Annotated in this window: 11 protein-coding genes; 4 read left to right on the forward strand and 7 right to left on the reverse strand. The window is 72.3% G+C overall.

Annotated features, from left to right (window positions below):
* Positions 1–53: 53 nt before the first annotated feature.
* Positions 54–581 (reverse strand): Rv3235 family protein, encoded by a 528-nt coding sequence (locus AB0389_RS24560; protein WP_366397632.1) that lies wholly within the window; start codon positions 579–581, stop codon positions 54–56.
* A 278-nt stretch (positions 582–859) separates the two neighbouring features.
* Here AB0389_RS24560 and AB0389_RS24565 point away from each other — a divergent pair, with 278 nt between their 5' ends.
* The 3 genes from AB0389_RS24565 (at position 860) to AB0389_RS24575 (ending at position 7,654) form a co-directional block, all read left to right on the forward strand.
* Positions 860–1,366, forward strand: coding sequence for a hypothetical protein (locus AB0389_RS24565; protein WP_366397633.1), 507 nt, complete (start codon positions 860–862; stop codon positions 1,364–1,366).
* 70 nt (positions 1,367–1,436) lie between these two features.
* Positions 1,437–2,111 carry an HAD hydrolase-like protein gene (locus tag AB0389_RS24570; RefSeq protein WP_366397634.1) on the forward strand — a complete coding sequence of 225 codons (675 nt, stop codon included), beginning with the start codon at positions 1,437–1,439 and terminating at the stop codon, positions 2,109–2,111.
* Between the two features lie 521 nt (positions 2,112–2,632).
* On the forward strand, positions 2,633–7,654 hold the full coding sequence (locus AB0389_RS24575; protein ID WP_366397635.1) for an NAD-glutamate dehydrogenase: 5,022 nt from the start codon (positions 2,633–2,635) through the stop codon (positions 7,652–7,654).
* A 67-nt stretch (positions 7,655–7,721) separates the two neighbouring features.
* On the opposite strand, the gene AB0389_RS24580 is transcribed toward AB0389_RS24575, so the two are convergent.
* A complete protein-coding gene (locus AB0389_RS24580) occupies positions 7,722–8,522 on the reverse strand; it encodes an ABC transporter ATP-binding protein (RefSeq protein ID WP_366397636.1) in 801 nt (266 codons plus the stop codon).
* Complete coding sequence (locus tag AB0389_RS24585) at positions 8,515–9,438, reverse strand: ABC transporter permease (protein WP_366397724.1); 924 nt, start codon at positions 9,436–9,438, stop codon at positions 8,515–8,517. Before AB0389_RS24585 ends, AB0389_RS24580 begins: the two co-directional genes overlap by 8 nt.
* A gap of 242 nt (positions 9,439–9,680) precedes the next feature.
* Between AB0389_RS24585 and AB0389_RS24590 the strand changes: the two genes are divergently transcribed.
* Positions 9,681–10,304, forward strand: a complete 624-nt coding sequence (locus AB0389_RS24590) for a TetR/AcrR family transcriptional regulator (protein ID WP_366397637.1) — start codon at positions 9,681–9,683, stop codon at positions 10,302–10,304.
* A gap of 76 nt (positions 10,305–10,380) precedes the next feature.
* Here AB0389_RS24590 and AB0389_RS24595 read toward each other — a convergent pair whose 3' ends face one another.
* The 4 genes from AB0389_RS24595 to AB0389_RS24610 all read right to left on the reverse strand — a co-directional run bounded on the left by AB0389_RS24595 (position 10,381) and on the right by AB0389_RS24610 (position 17,879).
* A complete protein-coding gene (locus tag AB0389_RS24595; protein ID WP_366397638.1) occupies positions 10,381–11,262 on the reverse strand; it encodes a carbohydrate ABC transporter permease in 882 nt (293 codons plus the stop codon).
* On the reverse strand, positions 11,259–12,605 hold the full coding sequence (locus tag AB0389_RS24600; protein WP_366397639.1) for a sugar ABC transporter permease: 1,347 nt from the start codon (positions 12,603–12,605) through the stop codon (positions 11,259–11,261). Before AB0389_RS24600 ends, AB0389_RS24595 begins: the two co-directional genes overlap by 4 nt.
* A 4-nt stretch (positions 12,606–12,609) precedes the next feature.
* Entirely contained in the window at positions 12,610–13,953 is a 1,344-nt protein-coding gene (locus AB0389_RS24605) for an ABC transporter substrate-binding protein (protein ID WP_366397725.1), read from the reverse strand.
* 311 nt (positions 13,954–14,264) lie between these two features.
* Positions 14,265–17,879, reverse strand: a complete 3,615-nt coding sequence (locus tag AB0389_RS24610; RefSeq protein ID WP_366397640.1) for an FtsK/SpoIIIE domain-containing protein — start codon at positions 17,877–17,879, stop codon at positions 14,265–14,267.
* Between the last annotated feature and the right edge of the window lie 370 nt (positions 17,880–18,249).

Genomic DNA, 18,249 nt, shown 5'->3' on the forward strand with positions numbered 1-18,249 from the left:
GGTACGGGCCGGGGTCACACGCCGTTGTGCGTGTGACCCCGGCCCGTACGCGTTCAGGGGCCGGTGGGGGGCCGTTCGCCGCCCAGTTCCACCGCCGCGCAGCGCCAGCGGAGATCGGCGCTCTGTTCCAGGCGGAAGGCCATGGCCCGCACCTGTTCGCCCGCGGCGATGCTGGCGGACGCCTCGACCACGCCGTGGCAGGGCTGGAAGCCGCGGCAGGTGCGGACGACCGGGCGGGTGCCGCGGGCCTTGAGCGGGGTGCCGGGCGCGAGGCGGACGAGCTGCTCGTACGCCTCGCCCACCGTCAGGCCGAGCATGTAGTGCACCGGGCGGTGGCCGCTGAGGACGGCGAGCAGGCGTTCCGCGAAGAGTTCGTGCGGCGGGAGGCGGCGGCCGCGCCTCCGTTGCGCCGGTACGGTGCCGGGGCGGCGCTGGTCGCGGCGGCCGGGCGGCCTGGTCGCGGGGCCGGCCGCGGCGACGTTCCGGGCCGCTGCGCGGTCGGCGGCGAGGCCGCTCCGGCCCGCCCGAGGTGGTGCCTGCGCCGGAGCGCCGGTGGTGCTGGGAGATTCGGTCCTGTTCACGCAGATCGCCCCCGTTCTGCCCGTCCGGTCCGATACCGGTCGGTAACTTTTGTTGGGGGATCTTTTACGTTCCCTTGGGGGCGGGCCGCAAGGCGCCGCCGGGCCGGGATGAACGGGCCGGAAAGTCACCTATCAGAGTGACCGGGCGGCGGTCCCCGCGCCGGTGGCGGGGTGCCGCGCCGTTCGCGGTGGACAGCCGGGGGCGTACCGGGCATCACCCCGAAGAGGGACTCCCGCACGTATCCTTGGGGGCTCTCCTCCTACGAAAGCGGCCAGCCATGCGCGTCTACGTCCCCCTGACCCTTCCCGGTCTCGCAGAGGCGCACAAGACCGGGGAGCTGGGGCCGGGTCCGGTGATCGCCTACGCGGTGACCCCCGGGCTGCGCGAGTGGTACGTCTCGGACGACATCGAGGAGCTGGAGTACGCCGCCCTCAACCGGGCCGCCGCCGCCTCGCTCCGGCTGCTGGCCGCCGACCCGGACGCCGGGCGCCGCCGCGTCGTCGTCGCGGCCGACGTACCCGACCGGGACGCGGTGTCCGACCCCGACCGGGGGCCGGGCTCGGCCGGGCTCGGTGAGGTGCGTATCGCCTCGGCGGTCGCGCTGGCGAAGGCGGCGGCGGTGCACGTCGACTCCGACGACGCGGAGGCCGATGTGTCGGCCGCGGCGGCGGCGCTGGGAGCGGCGGACCACGGGGACGACGACGCCCGGTTCACGGTGGACGGCGCGGAGGACCACGAACTGCTCTGGTACGGCGTCCAGGAGATCCCGAACCTCATCGGCTGAGCCGGTGGCCGGGTCGCGTCGGACCGCGCGTGCCGCGTCGTTGTCGGACCCTCCGGGTACGGTTCTTGGCATGGGGAAGCAGAGCGCACATCTGGTCTGGGACTGGAACGGCACGATCCTCGACGACATCCAGGCGGTCATCGGGGCGACCAACGCCGCCTTCGCGGAGACGGGGCTCGACCCGATCAGCCTGGAGCGCTACCGCGAGCTGTACTGCGTTCCGGTTCCCAAGTTCTACGAGCGGCTGATGGGCCGGCTGCCGAGCGACGCCGAGTGGGCCGTCATGGACGAGGTCTTCCACCGGCACTACCACGCGCGCCGCGTGGACTGCGGGCTGACGGCGGGCGCCGAGGAGCTGCTCGCGGGCTGGGTGGCCGAGGGCGGCAGCCAGTCGCTGCTGAGCCTGTACGGGCACGCGGAGCTGGTCCCGGTGGTGAAGGGGTACGGCATCGACCGCCACTTCGTCCGGATCGACGGGCGTACGGGTCCCTCGGGCGGCGGCAAGGCCGTGCACATGGAGCGCCATCTGGCCGCGCTGGCCGCCGCCGGTGAGATAGCGGCCGAGCGCACGGTGGTGATCGGCGACGCGGTCGACGACGCGATGGCGGCGGCCCATGTCGGCGCGCGGGCCGTGCTGTACACCGGGGGCTCGCACAGCCGGGCCGCGCTGGAGGCCGTCGGCGTTCCGGTCGTCGACAGCCTCGCGGAGGCGGTCGCCGTGGCGGGGGATCTGACGTCCCGCTGACGTCCCGCTGACGTCCCGCTGACGGCCGTACGCGCGCGCCGTACCTAGCCGTACGACCTGCCCGTACGACCTGCCCGTACGACCTGCCCGTGCGGCCTACCTGTCGCGCGCCGTACCTACCCGCACCCGTGCGGCCTCGCGTCTGGCCGGTATGGCCAACTCCTGGTCTTCCTTTTGTACATAAGCGGTCCATGACGTGCCCCCGGTGGAGAGCGATAGCCTTGTGCCCGTGATCAGCGCGATACGCCGTGGGGGCAGCGAAGCCCCCGCCCCGCGCCCGGAGCGCCATCGCGCCCGGGCGACCGCTGGTCATCCGGAGTGCCGCGCCCTCGTCGTCGTGAGCCGGCCGGGACGTGCGCGACACGCCCCGGGACCGGGCCGGCGGCCAGAATTCGCCAATAAGGCCCCGGACATCTCTCATGGCGGCATAACGTCGACTCAGACCGGAAACCCCGCGTCGTGGCGTTGTGTCGCTTCCTTCACCTACGTCACGCAACGGCGCGCGACAGGAGCCAGAGGACATGCACACCAAGCTGGACGAAGCCAAGGCCGAGCTGCTCGAACAGGCGGCCCTGGCCGCTGAGAGCGGACCGGCGGGGGGTACGTGGGGTCCCGGGCACAGCCCCGGCCCTGACGGCGCCCCGGCCGGGACCCACACCGCCGACCACGGCCCCGGCGGTCCGGGCGGTCCGGGCGGCAAGGACGCGCTTCTGGCGTACCTCCAGCGCTACTACCTGCACACCGCTCCCGAGGATCTCGCGGGCCGCGATCCGCTCGACATCGCCGGCGCCGCGCTCTCCCACTACCGCCTCGCCGCGAACCGGCCCCAGGGGACCGCGAGCGTACGCGTGCACACCCCGACGGTCGAGGAGAACGGCTGGACGTGCAGCCACTCCGTCGTCGAGGTCGTCACCGACGACATGCCCTTCCTCGTCGACTCCGTCACCAACGAGCTGTCCCGGCAGAACCGCGGCATCCACGCGGTCGTCCACCCGCAGGTCATCGTCCGCCGCGATGTCACCGGCAAGCTCATCGAGGTGCTCCCCGAGGGGACGGCCACCGGGGCGGAGCGCCCGCACGACGCGGTCACCGAGTCCTGGATCCATGTCGAGGTCGACCGCGAGACCGAGCGCGCCGACCTCAAGCAGATGACCGCCGACCTGCTGCGCGTCCTGTCCGACGTCCGCGAGACCGTCGAGGACTGGGAGAAGATGCGCGATGCCGCGCTGCGCATCGCCGAGGAGCTGCCCGGCGAGCCCACCGCCGACGATCTGCGGGACCAGGAGGTCGAGGAGGCGCGGGAGCTGCTGCGCTGGCTCGCCGCCGACCACTTCACCTTCCTGGGCTACCGCGAGTACCAACTCACCGACAGCGACGCCCTGTCCGCCGTGGCCGGCACCGGGCTCGGCGTGCTGCGCTCCGACCCGGTCCACCACGCGGAGGACGACGACCACCCGGTCAGCCCGTCCTTCAGCCGGCTGCCCGCCGACGCCCGCGCCAAGGCCCGCGAGCACAAGCTGCTCGTCCTCACCAAGGCCAACAGCCGCGCCACCGTGCACCGGCCCAGCTACCTCGACTACGTCGGGGTCAAGAAGTTCGACGCCAAGGGCAATGTCGTCGGGGAGCGGCGCTTCCTCGGGCTGTTCTCCTCGGCCGCGTACACCGAGTCCGTACGCCGTGTCCCGGTGATCCGGCGCAAGGTCGCCGAGGTGCTGGAGGGCGCGGGCTTCTCGCCCGACAGCCACGACGGCCGCGACCTGCTCCAGATCCTGGAGACGTACCCGCGCGACGAGCTGTTCCAGACCCCCGTCGACGAACTCCGCTCCATCGTCACCAGCGTGCTCTACCTCCAGGAGCGCCGCAGGCTGCGGCTCTACCTCCGGCAGGACGAGTACGGGCGCTACTACTCGGCCCTCGTCTACCTGCCGCGCGACCGCTACACCACCGGTGTGCGGCTGCGGCTCGTGGACATCCTGAAGGAGGAGCTGGGCGGCACCAGCGTCGACTTCACCGCGTGGAACACAGAATCGGTTCTCTCGCGGCTGCACTTCGTGGTCCGCGTCCCCCGGGGCACGGAGCTGGTCAAGCTCACCGACGCCGACACGGACCGGATCGAGGCCCGGCTCGTCGCCGCCGCCCGCTCCTGGTCCGACGCCTTCGGCGAGGCGCTGAACGCCGAGTGCGGCGAGGAGCGCGCGGCCGAGCTGCTGCGCCGGTACGGCGGCGGCTTCCCCGAGGGGTACAAGGCCGACCACACCCCCCGCGCGGCCGTGGCCGACCTGGCCCACCTGGAGGCGCTCGACAAGTCGACCGCCGACTTCTCGCTCTCCCTCTACGAGCCGGTCGGCGCGGGCCCCGGCGAGCGGCGCTTCAAGATCTACCGCTCGGGCGAGCAGGTCTCCCTCTCCGCCGTCCTCCCGGTGCTCCAGCGGCTCGGCGTCGAGGTCGTCGACGAGCGCCCCTACGAGCTGCGCTGCTCGGACCGTACGACCTCCTGGATCTACGACTTCGGCCTGCGGCTGCCGCAGGGCGGCGGGTCCGGGGGCGGCGACTATCTGACGGAGGACGACCGCGAGCGCTTCCAGAACGCGTTCGCCGCGGTCTGGACCGGCGCCGCGGAGAACGACGGCTTCAACTCGCTCGTCCTGCGGGCCGGTCTGGACTGGCGGCAGGCGATGGTGCTGCGCGCGTACGCCAAGTACCTGCGCCAGTCGGGCTCGACGTTCAGCCAGGACTACATGGAGGACACCCTCCGCGACAACGTCCACACCACCCGGCTGCTGATCTCCCTCTTCGAGGCCCGGATGTCGCCGGAGCGCCAGAGCGCCGGCATCGAGCTGACCGAAGCGATGCTGGAGGAGCTGGACGGGGCCCTGGACCAGGTCGCGAGCCTGGACGAGGACCGGATCCTGCGCTCCTTCCTCACCCTCATCAAGGCCACCCTGCGGACCAATTTCTTCCAGAGGAGGAGCGGGGGCGGGTTCCACGACTACGTGTCGATGAAGTTCGACCCGCAGGCCATCCCCGATCTGCCCGCGCCCCGCCCCGCGTACGAGATCTGGGTGTACTCCCCGCGCGTCGAGGGCGTCCACCTGCGCTTCGGCAAGGTCGCGCGCGGCGGGCTGCGCTGGTCGGACCGGCGCGAGGACTTCCGTACGGAGATCCTCGGCCTGGTCAAGGCGCAGATGGTCAAGAACACGGTGATCGTGCCGGTCGGCGCCAAGGGCGGCTTCGTCGCCAAGCAGCTGCCCGATCCGGCCGCCGACCGGGACGCCTGGATGGCCGAGGGCATCGCCTCGTACAAGATCTTCATCTCGGCGCTGCTCGACATCACGGACAACATGGTCGCGGGCGAGGTCGTGCCCCCGGCCGATGTGGTGCGGCACGACGGCGAGGACACCTATCTGGTCGTCGCCGCCGACAAGGGCACCGCGAGCTTCTCCGACATCGCCAACGGTGTCGCGCTCTCCTACGACTTCTGGCTCGGTGACGCCTTCGCCTCCGGCGGCAGCGCGGGCTACGACCACAAGGGCATGGGCATCACGGCGCGCGGCGCCTGGGAGTCCGTCAAGCGGCACTTCCGCGAGCTGGGCCACGACACCCAGTCCGAGGACTTCACCGTCGTCGGCGTCGGTGACATGTCCGGCGACGTGTTCGGCAACGGAATGCTGCTCTCCGAGCACATCCGGCTCGTCGCGGCCTTCGACCACCGGCACATCTTCCTCGACCCGCACCCCGACGCGGCCACCTCGTACGCCGAGCGCCGCCGGCTCTTCGAGCTGCCGCGCTCGTCGTGGGCCGACTACGACAAGGGGCTGCTCTCGCAGGGCGGCGGGATCCATCCCCGTACCGCGAAGTCGATCCCGGTCAACGCACATGTGCGCGAGGCCCTCGGGATCGAGCCCGGGGTCACGAAGCTGACGCCCGCCGAGCTGATGAAGGCGATCCTCCAGGCCCCGGTGGACCTGCTGTGGAACGGCGGCATCGGTACGTACGTCAAGGCGTCCACCGAGACGGACGCCGACGTCGGCGACAAGGCCAACGACGCGATCCGCGTCAACGGCGAGGATCTGGGCGTCAAGGTCGTCGGCGAGGGCGGCAACCTGGGGCTGACCCAGCTCGGGCGGATCGAGTTCGCCCGGCGCGGCGGCGCCGACGGCGCGGGCGGCAAGATCAACACGGACGCCATCGACAACAGCGCGGGCGTGGACACCTCCGACCACGAGGTGAACATCAAGATCCTGCTCAACGGGCTGGTCACGAACGGCGACATGACCGTCAAGCAGCGCAACACGCTGCTCGCCGAGATGACCGACGAGGTCGGCGCGCTCGTCCTGCGCAACAACTACGCGCAGAACACGGCGCTCGGCAACGCCTGCGCACAGGCGCCCTCGCTGCTCCACGCGCACCAGCGCTACATGCGCCGGCTGGTGCGGGACGGGCACCTCAACAGGCCGCTGGAGTTCCTGCCGTCCGACCGGCAGATCCGCGAACTGCTCGCCGCCGGGAAGGGGCTGTCCCAGCCGGAGCTGGCCGTGCTGCTGGCCTACACCAAGATCACGGCGGCCGACGAGCTGATCCACACGGGCCTGCCGGACGACCCGTATCTGCGCAAGCTGCTGCACGCGTACTTCCCGCGGCAGCTGCGCGAGCGGTTCGCCGAGCAGATCGACGGGCACGCGCTGCGCCGCGAGATCATCACGACGGTGCTGGTCAACGACACCGTCAACGCGGGCGGTTCGACCTTCCTGCACCGGCTGCGCGAGGAGACCGGCGCGTCGGTCGAGGAGATCGTACGGGCGCAGACCGCGGCCCGGGAGATCTTCGGGCTGAACGCGGTCTGGGACGCCGTCGAGGCGCTCGACAACCGCGTCCCGGCCGCTGTGCAGACCCGGATCCGGCTGCACAGCCGGCGGCTGGTCGAGCGCGGTACGCGCTGGCTGCTGGGCAACCGGCCGCAGCCGCTGGAGATCGCCGGGACCATCGAGTTCTTCGCCGCGGGTGTGGAGCGGGTCTGGGCGCAGCTGCCGACGATGCTGCGCGGCGCCGAGCTGGAGTGGTACCAGGGCATCCTGGCCGAGCTGACGGGCGCGGGTGTCCCGGAGGAGCTGGCGCTGCGGGTGGCCGGGTTCTCGTCGGCCTTCCCGGCGCTGGACGTCGTGGCGATCGCGGACCGTACGGACCAGGGCCCGCTCGCCGTCGCCGAGGTGTACTACGACCTCGGGGACCGGCTGCGGATCACCCGGCTGATGGACCGGATCATCGAGCTGCCGCGGGCCGACCGCTGGCAGTCCATGGCCCGCGCCTCCATCCGCGAGGACCTGTACGCGGCGCACGCGGCGCTGACAGCGGATGTGCTGGCGGTGGGGAACGGCGACTCGACGCCCGAGGAGCGGTTCACGGCGTGGGAGGAGAAGAACGCGGCGATCCTGGGCCGGTCGCGCGCCACGCTGGACGAGATCCAGGGGTCGGACACCTTCGACCTGGCGAATCTGTCGGTCGCGATGCGGACGATGCGGACGCTGCTGCGGACGCGGAGCTGACGCGTAGGCGCGTGAGATGAAGGGGCGCCCGGCTCGTGGTGAGCCGGGCGCCCCTTCCGTTCGGCTCTCAGGGCTTCTTCTCGGGGGCCTTCTCCTTGCCCTTGCTGGTGAACTCGTCGTACGCCGCGACGACGTCCTCCGTGGGACCGTCCATCCGCAGCGTCCCCGACTCCAGCCAGATCGCCCGGTCGCAGGTCTCCAGGATGGACTGGTTGCTGTGGCTGACGAGGAAGACCGTGCCGGCCTGCTCGCGCAGTTCGGTGATACGGCGCTGGCTGCGGCGCTGGAACTTCGCGTCGCCGGTGGAGAGCGCCTCGTCGATCAGCAGGACGTCATGGCTCTTGGCGGCGGCGATCGAGAACCGCAGCCGGGCGCCCATCCCGGAGGAGTACGTGCGCATCGGCAGCGAGATGAAGTCGCCCTTCTCGTTGATGCCGGAGAACTCCACGATGTCGTCGTAGCGGGTACGGACCTGCTCGCGCGACATGCCCATGGCCAGGCCGCCGAGGATGACGTTGCGCTCGCCGGTCAGATCGGCCATCAGCGCCGCGTTGACGCCGAGCAGCGACGGCTGGCCCCGGGTGAACACCCGTCCCTCGGTGGGCGGCAGCAGTCCGGCGATGGCCTTGAGCAGGGTGGACTTGCCGGAGCCGTTGGAGCCGATGAGGCCGACGGCCTCGCCCTTGTACGCGGCGAAGCTGACGCCCTTGACCGCGTGCACCTCGCGCACGCCGGGCGCGGACCGGCGCGAGACGATACGGCTGAGGGCGGAGGTGGCGCTGCCCCGGCCGCCCTTGGTGCCGTGGACTTTGTAGGTGATGTGGACGCCGTCGACGACGACGGTGGGGGTGGGTTCGAGGTCAGCCACGTCCGTACTCCTCCTCGGCGCGCCAGAAGAACAGGAATCCGCCGACGCCCGCGAGCAGCGCCCAGCCGAGCGCCACGGCCCAGATGTGCGGGGGCAGTTGGGCGGCGGTGAAGCTGTCGACGAGCGCGAAGCGCATCAGGTCGATGTAGACGGCGGCCGGATTGCACTCCAGGGCCACCGTGACGAAGCGGGGCAGGTGGTCGCCGCTCGTCACCTTGTCGACGCTCCACATCACCCCTGAGACATACATCCAGGTACGCAGCAGGAACGGCATCAGCTGCGAGATGTCCGGGGTCTTGGCGGCGAGCCGCGCCACGATCATCGAGATGCCGGTGTTGAACAGCGACTGGAGCAGCAGCGCGGGTACGGCGAGCAGCCAGCTGCCCGTCGGGTACTGGCCGAGGCAGACCAGGATGACGACCAGCGCGCCCATCGAGAACAGCAGTTGCTGGAGCTGCTGGAGGGCGAGCCCGATCGGCAGGGCGGCGCGCGGGAAGTGCAGCGCGCGGACGAGGCCGAGGTTGCCGGAGATCGCGCGGGTGCCCGCCATGATCGAGTTCGAGGTGAACGTCCAGATGAACACGCCCGTCACCAGGAACGGGATGAAGTCGGCGACCCCGCGCCTGGTGTTGAGCAGGACTCCGAAGATGAAGTAGTAGACCGCCGCGTTGAGCAGCGGGGTCATGATCTGCCAGATCTGGCCGAGTTTCGCCTGGCTGTACTGGGCGGTCAGGCGTGCGGTGGCGAACGCGGTGATGAAGTGCCGCCGCGACCAGAGCCGGCCGACGTACTCCGGCAGGGGCGGGCGGGCGCCGCTCACGGTCAGGCCGTGGCGGAGGGCCAGGGCGCTGAGGTCGGTCTCGGTGGTGCCGGTGGTGCCGGCGGTTCCGGGGGCCGGTGGGGAGGGCGGTGCGATCGTCTGGCTCACAGTGTCGCTTTCGACGGTGGCTGTTACGGAGACGGTGGCTGCTACGAGGCGTTGGCGGTGCGGAGGCGGTGCGGAGGCGGGTGGGGCGGCTTTCCTTGGTGATCCCTTGACGTGCTTTACCGCCCCTTGACGTCGGAACGGGTCCGTATCGTCGTAACGACAAGGTAGGCCGGAGAACGTCGCAACGCAACCGTGTCGTCGTGACGCCGATGCCGCTATGCTCGGCCGTGATGACTACGGAATCCCGCCCCCCGGCCGACCACCGCACCGCTCGCCGCGTCCCGGCGGGCGCCGCCGTGCTCCGGGAGGACGTGACCGACGCCATCCGCGCGGCCGTCTTCGACGAGCTGGCGGCGGTCGGGTTCGCCCGGATGTCCATCGAGGGCATCGCACGCCGGGCCGGGGTCGGCAAGACCGCCGTATACCGCCGCTGGAAGTCCAAGCTGGCGCTCGTCCTCGACCTGGTCTCGGCCTTCGCGACGCGGGGACTGCCGGCGCCCGCGACCGGTTCGCTGTACGGGGATGTGCGCGCCCTGCTCGAAGTGGCCTCGCACGCCCTGCGCCACCCGGTCGCCTCGCAGGTCATCCCCGATCTGCTGGTGGAGGCGGCCCGGCACCCCGAGATCTCCGACGCGATCAAGGCGGCCCTGCTGGACGAGCAGCAGGGCATCGCCGCCGTCATCGTCCGCGAGGCGGTGGAGCGCGGCGAACTCCCCGAGGGCACGGACCCCGACCGCGCGCTCGATCTGATCATCGGACCGCTCTACTGGCGGCTCGTGGTGGTACGGGGCGATCTGCCCAAGGGGTACCTCGACGACCTGGCGGCCTCGGCGGTCGGCGCGCTCAAGAACTGAGCGGGCGCACGCCGGCGCCCGCTCGTTCCGCTCGTCCTGCTCGTCCCGTACTCACCAGGTGCTGCCGCACCAGGTATTACTTCACCGCGCCCGCCATCACCCCGGACACGAACTGCCGCTGGAACGCGAAGAACACCGCCAGCGGGATGATCATCGACACGAACGCGCCGGGCGCGAGCACATCGATGTTGTTGCCGAACTGCCGTACCTGCTGCTGGAGCGCGACCGTGATCGGCGGGTTCTTGGAGTCCGCGAAGATCAGCGCGACCAGCATGTCGTTCCAGACCCAGAGGAACTGGAAGATGCCCAGCGAGGCGATCGCGGGACCGCCCAGCGGCATCACGACCCGGGTGAACAGCCGCAGCTCGCCCGCCCCGTCGAGCCGCGCGGCCTCCAGCAGCTCCCTCGGGATCTCCGCGAAGAAGTTCCGCAGCAGGAAGATCGCGAAGGGCAGCCCGAAGGAGACATGGAAGATGATCACGCCGAAGGTTGTCTCAAAAATGCCGATGGCACCGAAGAGTTTCGCCACCGGCACCAGCGCCACCTGTACGGGCACCACCAGCAGCGCCACGACCCCCAGGAACCACCAGTCGCGGCCCGGGAAGTCGAGCCAGGCGAAGGCGTACGCGGCGAGGGAGCCGATCACCACCACGAGGACCGTCGACGGGACGGTGATCATGATGGTGGAGAGCAGCGAGTGGGTGATCGTGCCGTTCTCCAGCAGCCGCGCGTAGTTGTCGGTGGTGAGCTGCGCGGGGGCCGTGAAGACCTTCCACCAGCCGCTCGCGTTGATGTCGGAGGGCGCGCGCAGCGACGAGATCAGCAGGCCGATGGCCGGCATCAGCCAGAACAGGCCGACCAGGACCAGGAAGACCCGCACCGCGCCGCCGCCCGCGCGTGCCGCGATCCGGCCGCCGAGGGACGGCTTCGCCTTGACCGTGATGGACTCGGTGGTCATCGGCCGGTCTCCTTCCGCATGCGCCGGATGTTGAACAGCATCACCGGCAGCACCAGCAGCAGCATCAGTACGGCGATGGCGCTGCCGACCCCGAGATCCGCGTCCGTGCCGAACGACGAGCGGTAGAGCTGGAGCGCCAGCACATTCGCGGCGGCCTCCGAGGAGTCCGGCGTGATGATCATGACCAGGTCGAAGATCTTCAGCACATTGATCATCAGGGTGACCGTGACGACCGCGAGGACCGGCGCCAGCAGCGGCACGGTGATCCGGCGGAAGACCTGCCACTCCGTCGCGCCGTCCACCCGCGCGGCCTCCATCAGCTCCCGGGGCACGCTCGCCAGCCCCGCCGCGATCAGCACCATCGCGAACCCGGCCCACATCCACAGATAGCTGCCGATGATCGCCGGGGTGATCAGGGAGGGACCGAGCCAGGTCACGCCGTTGTACGGCTCCTCGAAGTTGGCGCCGGGCAGCCGGAGCAGGGCTCCGTCGGCCGCCGCCGGGAGGCTGAACGTACCGTCGGCGCGTGCCGTGGTGGCGGCCACGACCTTGCCGTCCTTCACCGCCTCCACCTTGAGCCCCTTGAGCCCCAGCTCCCTGGGGTCGATGACATTGGGCTTCCCACCGCCGCCCGGGGTGAAGTCCAGCCAGGCCGTACCGGTGACCCGGCCCGCCTCCGGCGCCGCCTCCGCCGCCGGGCGCGCGTCCGACGGCATCTTGGCGGGGGCGACCCCGACCAGCGGCAGCAGGGCCCGCGTACCGGTGCGCGCCGGTTCCTTGCTGACGAACGCGCCGTCCTCGCCCGCCTCCAGCGGATGGACCGGCAGCGGGTGCGCCCTCGGATAGCCGGCCGCGTCGCTGAAGGTGTCGTGCACGCCGACCACCACCGCGTTGGCGACGCCGCGCGCCGGGTCCTGCTCGTACACCAGCCGGAAGATGATGCCCGCGGCGAGCATGGAGATGGCCATCGGCATGAAGACGACCAGCTTGAAGGCCGTGCCCCAGCTGACGCGTTCGGTGAGTACGGCGAAGATCAGGCCGAGCGCGGTCGCCACGGTCGGCGCCACCACCACCCAGATCGCGTTGTTCTTGACGGCGGTCAGGATCGTGTCGTCGGTGAACAGCTCCACATAGTTGCCGAACCCGGCGAAGCCGGTGCCCGCCTTGTCGAAGAACGACCGGTAGACCGAGAACCCGATGGGGTAGACCACGAGCGCGCCCAGCAGCACCAGCGCGGGCAGCAGAAAAGCGGCCGCGACGACTTTGCGTGTGCCTGTCACGCTCTTACGTGTACGGGGAACGGGGGGCGCCGGCACGGCGCCCCCCTCGACCGGGGACGTCACCCCGTCAGCTCTTGTACGCCTTGGCCGCGGCCGATTCCAGCTGCTGCTGGACACCCGCGATGTCCTTCGGGTTCTTCAGGAAGTCCTGGAGGGCCTTCCACTCGCCCTTGCCGGGCGTACCGCCGAACGACTGCGGCATCTGGTCCGACATGTCGAAGCGGAAGTCGTCGCCCGCCGCGATCAGCGCCTTGGCGATGTCGCGCTGGACGTCGTTCGGATACGCGGCGACGTCCAGGGACTTGTTCGGCGAGACGAAGCCGCCCGACCCGGCCCAGATCTTCGCGGCGTCCACCGAGGCCAGGAAGGTCAGCAGCGCCTGCGCGCCCTTGGTGTCCTTGAGTGCCACGGCCGCGTCGCCGCCCGTGACCACCGGCGAGTCCGCGCCGACCGCGGGGAACGGGAAGACCTTCGCGTCCGTACCGATCTTGGAGTCGGTCTCCGCGATGTTGACGCTGACGAAGTCGCCCTCGAAGACCATCGCGGCCTTCGGCTGGTCACCGCCGGTGAACGTCTGGGTGACGGACGCCGGGAACTCCGTCTGGAGCGCGCCGTCCGTGCCGCCGGCGATCAGGCTCGGCTTGCCGAAGAGCTGGCCGAGCGTGGTCAGCGCGTCCTTCACGGACGGATCGGTCCACTTGATCTCGTGCTTCGCCAGCTGGTCGTACTTCTCCGGGCCCGCCTGCGACAGATAGATGTTCTCGAACCAGTCGGTGAGGGTCCAGCCGTCGGCGCCGCCGACCGACACCGGGGTGACCCCGGAGGCGGAGATCGTCTCGGCCGTCGCCAGGAAGTCCGGCCAGGTCTTCGGCACGGAGGCGCCCGCGTTCTCGAAGGCGGCGTTGTTGTACCAGATCAGCGACTTGTTGGCGGCCTTGAAGTACACGGCGTACTGCTCGCCGTCCACGGCGCCGAGATCCTGCCAGCCCTGGTCGTAGTTCTCCGCCAGCTGGGCCTTGGCCTCGGCGCCGACCGGCTTGGCCCACTTCTTCTCGACGGCCTGCTGGACCGCGCCGACCTGGGGGAGCAGCGCCACATCGGGCGGACTGCCCCCGGCGATCTTCGTGCCCAGGAAGTTGACGATGGGGTCCTGCGCGGGGACAAAGGTGACCGTCGCGCCGGTGCGCTTCTCGAACTCGGTCAGCACCTTGGTGAAGTTCTTCTGCTCGGATCCGGTCCACACGGCCGCGACCTGGATCTTCTCGCCGTCCAGCTTGGGGAGTTGGACCGAGACGGCCGACGGATCCGCCGAACCGCCCCCCGATCCTGACCCCTTGCCGTCCCCGGAGCCGCCCGATCCGCCGCAGCCGGTCAGGGCCAGTGACAGGGCGCCGACGGCGACGAGCGCCACGGCGGCCCGGCGCCCGACAGGACCCGGCACGCCGTCCCGGCCGGTGCCCGGCACCTTTCCGGTACCAAGTAGCTTGCTCTCTTCGCGCGTTGTGCGCATCACTGCCCCGTTTCTTCCCGTGTGCGTACGGTCTACGCATACGGGCGCGGCGTCGCGGCCGTGACGTGGCGGCTCTGCTCGCGTCCCGTGCGCACAGTCCTACGCCGGGTGACCGGGGGCCGCAATACCGATCCCGGCCTCAACTCACCTATCGTGATGGCCTCGTGACGTGCCGGCAAGGACGTATGGGATCTTCGTGGGACAACGGATCCTCAGGGGTGGGCCGGGGTCAGTGGGGCGACCGGGACGGCGTCGACGGAACGGGCGGCCCGCTCCAGCGCGCTGGCGAGCAGCGCCAGATCCGTCGGACCGTTCCCCAGCTCGCGGACCGGGCGGCGGGCCGGCGGATCGCCCATCCGCTCCCACTCCAGCACCACGACGGTCGGCCGCTGTGTGGCCGTACGGGGAATGCGGCCGGTGACACGGCCGCCCTGGAACGGGGTGACCCGGCCGTCCGGATGGCCCAGCCGGCCGCGTCCCGGGGCCGGTTCGTCCGGGGCGGGCGCGGCGGGCGGCAGGTCCAGTACGACGCGGAGCCGCGCGCCGTGGGCCAGCTCCGTGTCGACCGTACGTTCGGGGCGGGCCGAGGCCGCCACCAGATGCACGCCGAGCCGCTCACCGTCCCTGGCCACCGCCTCCAGCGCCCGGACGACGGAACCGGCGGCGGGCCGGCCAGGACTGCCGAGCGCGGGCGCGACCAGCGCGTCGAAGTCGTCGACCAGGACGACCAGACGGGGCAGGGCGGCGGGCGGACGGCCCTCCCGGTCGCGGTCGCGGCTCTGTTGGGGAGAGTCGGGGCGGGCCGGGTCCGTGCTGTACGGGTCGGCGCGGAACGATTCCGTACGTACCTCCGTACGCGTCTGCTCCCCGCGCTTGCCTGCCCGCTGATCGGCCCGCTGCTCCGTGGCGCCCGGCGCGCGCGGGCCGATCACCCGCTCCCTGGTCTCCCGGTCCCTGGTCTCCTGGCCGCGCTGCCACTCGGCGAAGTCCAGCCGGCCGAGCAGCTCCGCCCTGCGCTTCAGCTCCGCGCCAAGCGCCTGCGCGAACTCCCGCATCCGCACCGGGTCGGAGGCCACCAAATGCTCGGTCGCGTGCGGGAGTTCCGTACAGACGGACAGCCCGCCGGCCGCGTCGTCGCGCTCGCCGCCCGAGCCGTCGACCAGCAGCAGCCCCAGCCGGTCGGGGCGGGCGGCGGCGGCCAGGGACGCCGCGATCGACCGCAGCAGCTCCGTACGGCCGCTGCCCGCGGGGCCCTCGATCAGCAGATGGGGCCCCTCCTCCAGCAGATCGACGCTCACCGGGCCGCGCGGCCCGGCGCCGAGCACCACCGTGCAGTCGTCCGTACGGTCCGCGGCGGACGCCCAACGGGCCATCAGGGACGCCGGGGTGGCGCGGGCGAGACCCAGCTCGTCGAGGAGCCGGGACACGCGCGGCAGCGCCGTCGCCGGCCGGTCCCGGCCGCTGCCGGCCGCCGCCCGCAGGGGCGCCAGCGCCCGGCCGAACCGCTCGGCCCAGGCGGTCGAGACCGCGTCCACCACCGCGACCGAGCCGTGCCCGGCGGGCTGTCCCACCGCCGTACGCAGCAGCCGCAGCGCGGTGGCCACATCGCCGCTGAGCAGGGCGACGGCCCCGCACTCACGGAAGGGCAGCGAGGCCGCGCACGCCGTCTCGTACACCGCCGCGACCGGCGAGTCCGGGGCGGCGGACGGGGTCTCGGCCAGACAGATCAGATGGACCCCGGCGGCGGCGCCGCCCTGGGCCAGCTGCGCCGTCGCCTCGCGCAGCGCGGCGGATCCGGGGTCGCCGTCGACGATCACCAGGGTGTGCGGTCCTTCGTGCCGGGCACCGGCCTCCGTGACCGTCCACGGATCGGCCGAGGCCCAGCCGGCGCCCAGCGGTCCTTCGTCGAGCCGGCGGGTCAGCTCGGCGATCCTGGCCGCCGCCTGGTCGCGGTCGTACGCGAGCAGCAGCCGGCAGTCCTGGCCGTGCGCCGGGCGGACGTGCGGGAGCCAGCCGAGCCAGCCCCAGTCCCGTTTGCGCCGCTCCAGGCTCTGCGCGCGGTCCGCGCTGATCAGGACGATCTCCAGATCGACGGGGGAGTGCAGCACGGCGAGCTGGGCCACGGCCCACCGGGCGAGCCCCGTCAGCCGCTCCCGGGGACCCGCGAGGCCGAGCGAGCCCGCCTCGCGCAGCCCGACCGTCACCGGGACGAGCGGCAGCGCGCCCGTACCGTCGGCGGTCGGCCGGTCCGCCGTGCCCAGCCGGACGCCGAACGCGTCCGCGTGGCGGGCGCCCCGCTCCCACAGCCGGGGGCCGGGGCCGAGCGCGGTCAGCAGGACGGCGGCCGGGTCGGGCCAGATCTCGGCGCGCGGGGCATGGCCGGGGGCCCCGGCGGGGTCCGGCGGTCCCGGAACGGCCTCGGGCGGCTCCTCGCCGCGGCCCCCGGCGAGCCGGCGCGCCCAGGCGCCTATGCCGCCGCGCCGCCGGGCCGCCGCGTCCGGAGCCTCGGCGGCGGGCGCGTCGCCAGGGCCGGTCGCGTCGGCGGTGGCAGCGGCGTCGGTGCCGCGGGGGGTACGGGGCGGCTCGGTGCCGCGCGGGGGCGTGTCCTGCCGCCGGGAGGCCGGGGACGGTGCGGGTGCCGGTCCGTCGAAGCCCGGAGCGATACCGGTGCTGATGCCGGGGTTGGTGGCCGTGCCGGTGCCGTCCGCCGGGCTGTGCGTACGGGCGTGCGACGGGGCGGCCCCGTTCTCCCGCCGGTCCCGCGTCACGGCCCTGCCGTGCGTTCCGTGGTCCGTACGGAGCGGTTCGTACGCGCCCGCGCCCGGCCCTTCCGGCGCGGGGCCGTGGCCGCGGCCACCGGCGTAGTGCGTGTCCTCGGCGCGCGGGTCCGGCACGCGCGGGGTGCCCGGCGGGCTGCCGTACTGCGAGCCGCCGTACTCCGGTTCGCCGTACTGCGGCCCGGGGATCCGGCTCGACGCCCCCGTCCGGTACGGCGCCCGGCCCGTGCCGCCCGGGGAGGTCCCGTACGGCAGGGCGGCCGAGGGGCCCGCGGGGCCGTTTCCGTTTCCGTGCACGTGTCCGGGGTAGGCGTGGGCATCCGTGGCTCGGGCCCCGGTATCCGTATCCGTATCTGCACCCGTGTCCGTATCCGCACCCGCGTCGCCCGTGCGGCCGGCCGGGTCGACGAGCCGCAGATGGCCCTCGCCGTCCGGCGCCGTCGGCCGCGCGGGCGGTCGCTCGGCCGCCCGCGCGCCGGTCGTCAGGCGCAGCGCGGACTCGCCGATCCGCAGCAGCGCGCCGGAGGGCAGCGGGACCGGCCGTTCGCCGACCCGGACGCCCTCCAGCGTCGTCCCGTTCGTCGAGGACAGGTCCGCGACCGTGACAGAACCGTCCTCGGCGACCGTCACGGCGCAGTGCAGCCGGGACACGTCCGGGTCGTCCAGCGGGACATCGGCGTCGCCGGAGCGGCCGATCCTGATCCGGCCGCCGTGCAGCAGATGCACCCCGCCCGCGTCGGGACCCGCGACCACATGGAGCCGGGCCGGGACGTCGTCCTCGGGCGTGTCGTCCTCGCCGGGGACCTGGAGGGAGAGCACCGCGCCGTCGATCAGCGGGGGCTCGCCCAGGGTGCGGCGCTGCGCGTCGAGCCGCTCGCGGCCGGAGTAGAGGACGACGGCGCCGGAGGCGTCGGGGCCCGCGGCGGCGGTGGCCAGGCCGGAGGCGACGGCCGCGAGCGCCGTCCCTGGCGGGGCGGTGACGAGCACGTCGCACGGCCGCCCGGCGGCGTGGCCGCCGCGTGGCGCGAGGACGGTCAGCCGGATCTGCATCGCCGTCAGCGGTCCCTTCTGCGCGGAGTACGCAGGGGAATGTCCAGGTCCCGCCCATCCCCCACCGCGCACGGACGCGTCGTCCGGTACAGGTCGGCACGGGCGGTGTCATTCCCCATTCCACACGCCGCGTGCTGGGGGCATCCTCGCACCTGCCACTGACAACACGCCCGGCGACCGGTGACAAGTGATCTTGAATGGTCGGCGGTTGGCGCAAAACCGCCTGCTTGGATACCGCTTCGATACGGCTTGGGATCGTCTGTGACGTCCTCGACGGCGCTTCCCGGCAACCATCCGTACGATGACGGCGTCTCTCCCCTCCAGAGTCCTTCGAAATCCTTCGAACGGGCCGGACCTGTGATCCACTCGG

Origin of the sequence: Streptomyces sp. NPDC093109, from assembly GCF_040701725.1 — a bacterium.
GTDB lineage: Bacteria > Actinomycetota > Actinomycetes > Streptomycetales > Streptomycetaceae > Streptomyces.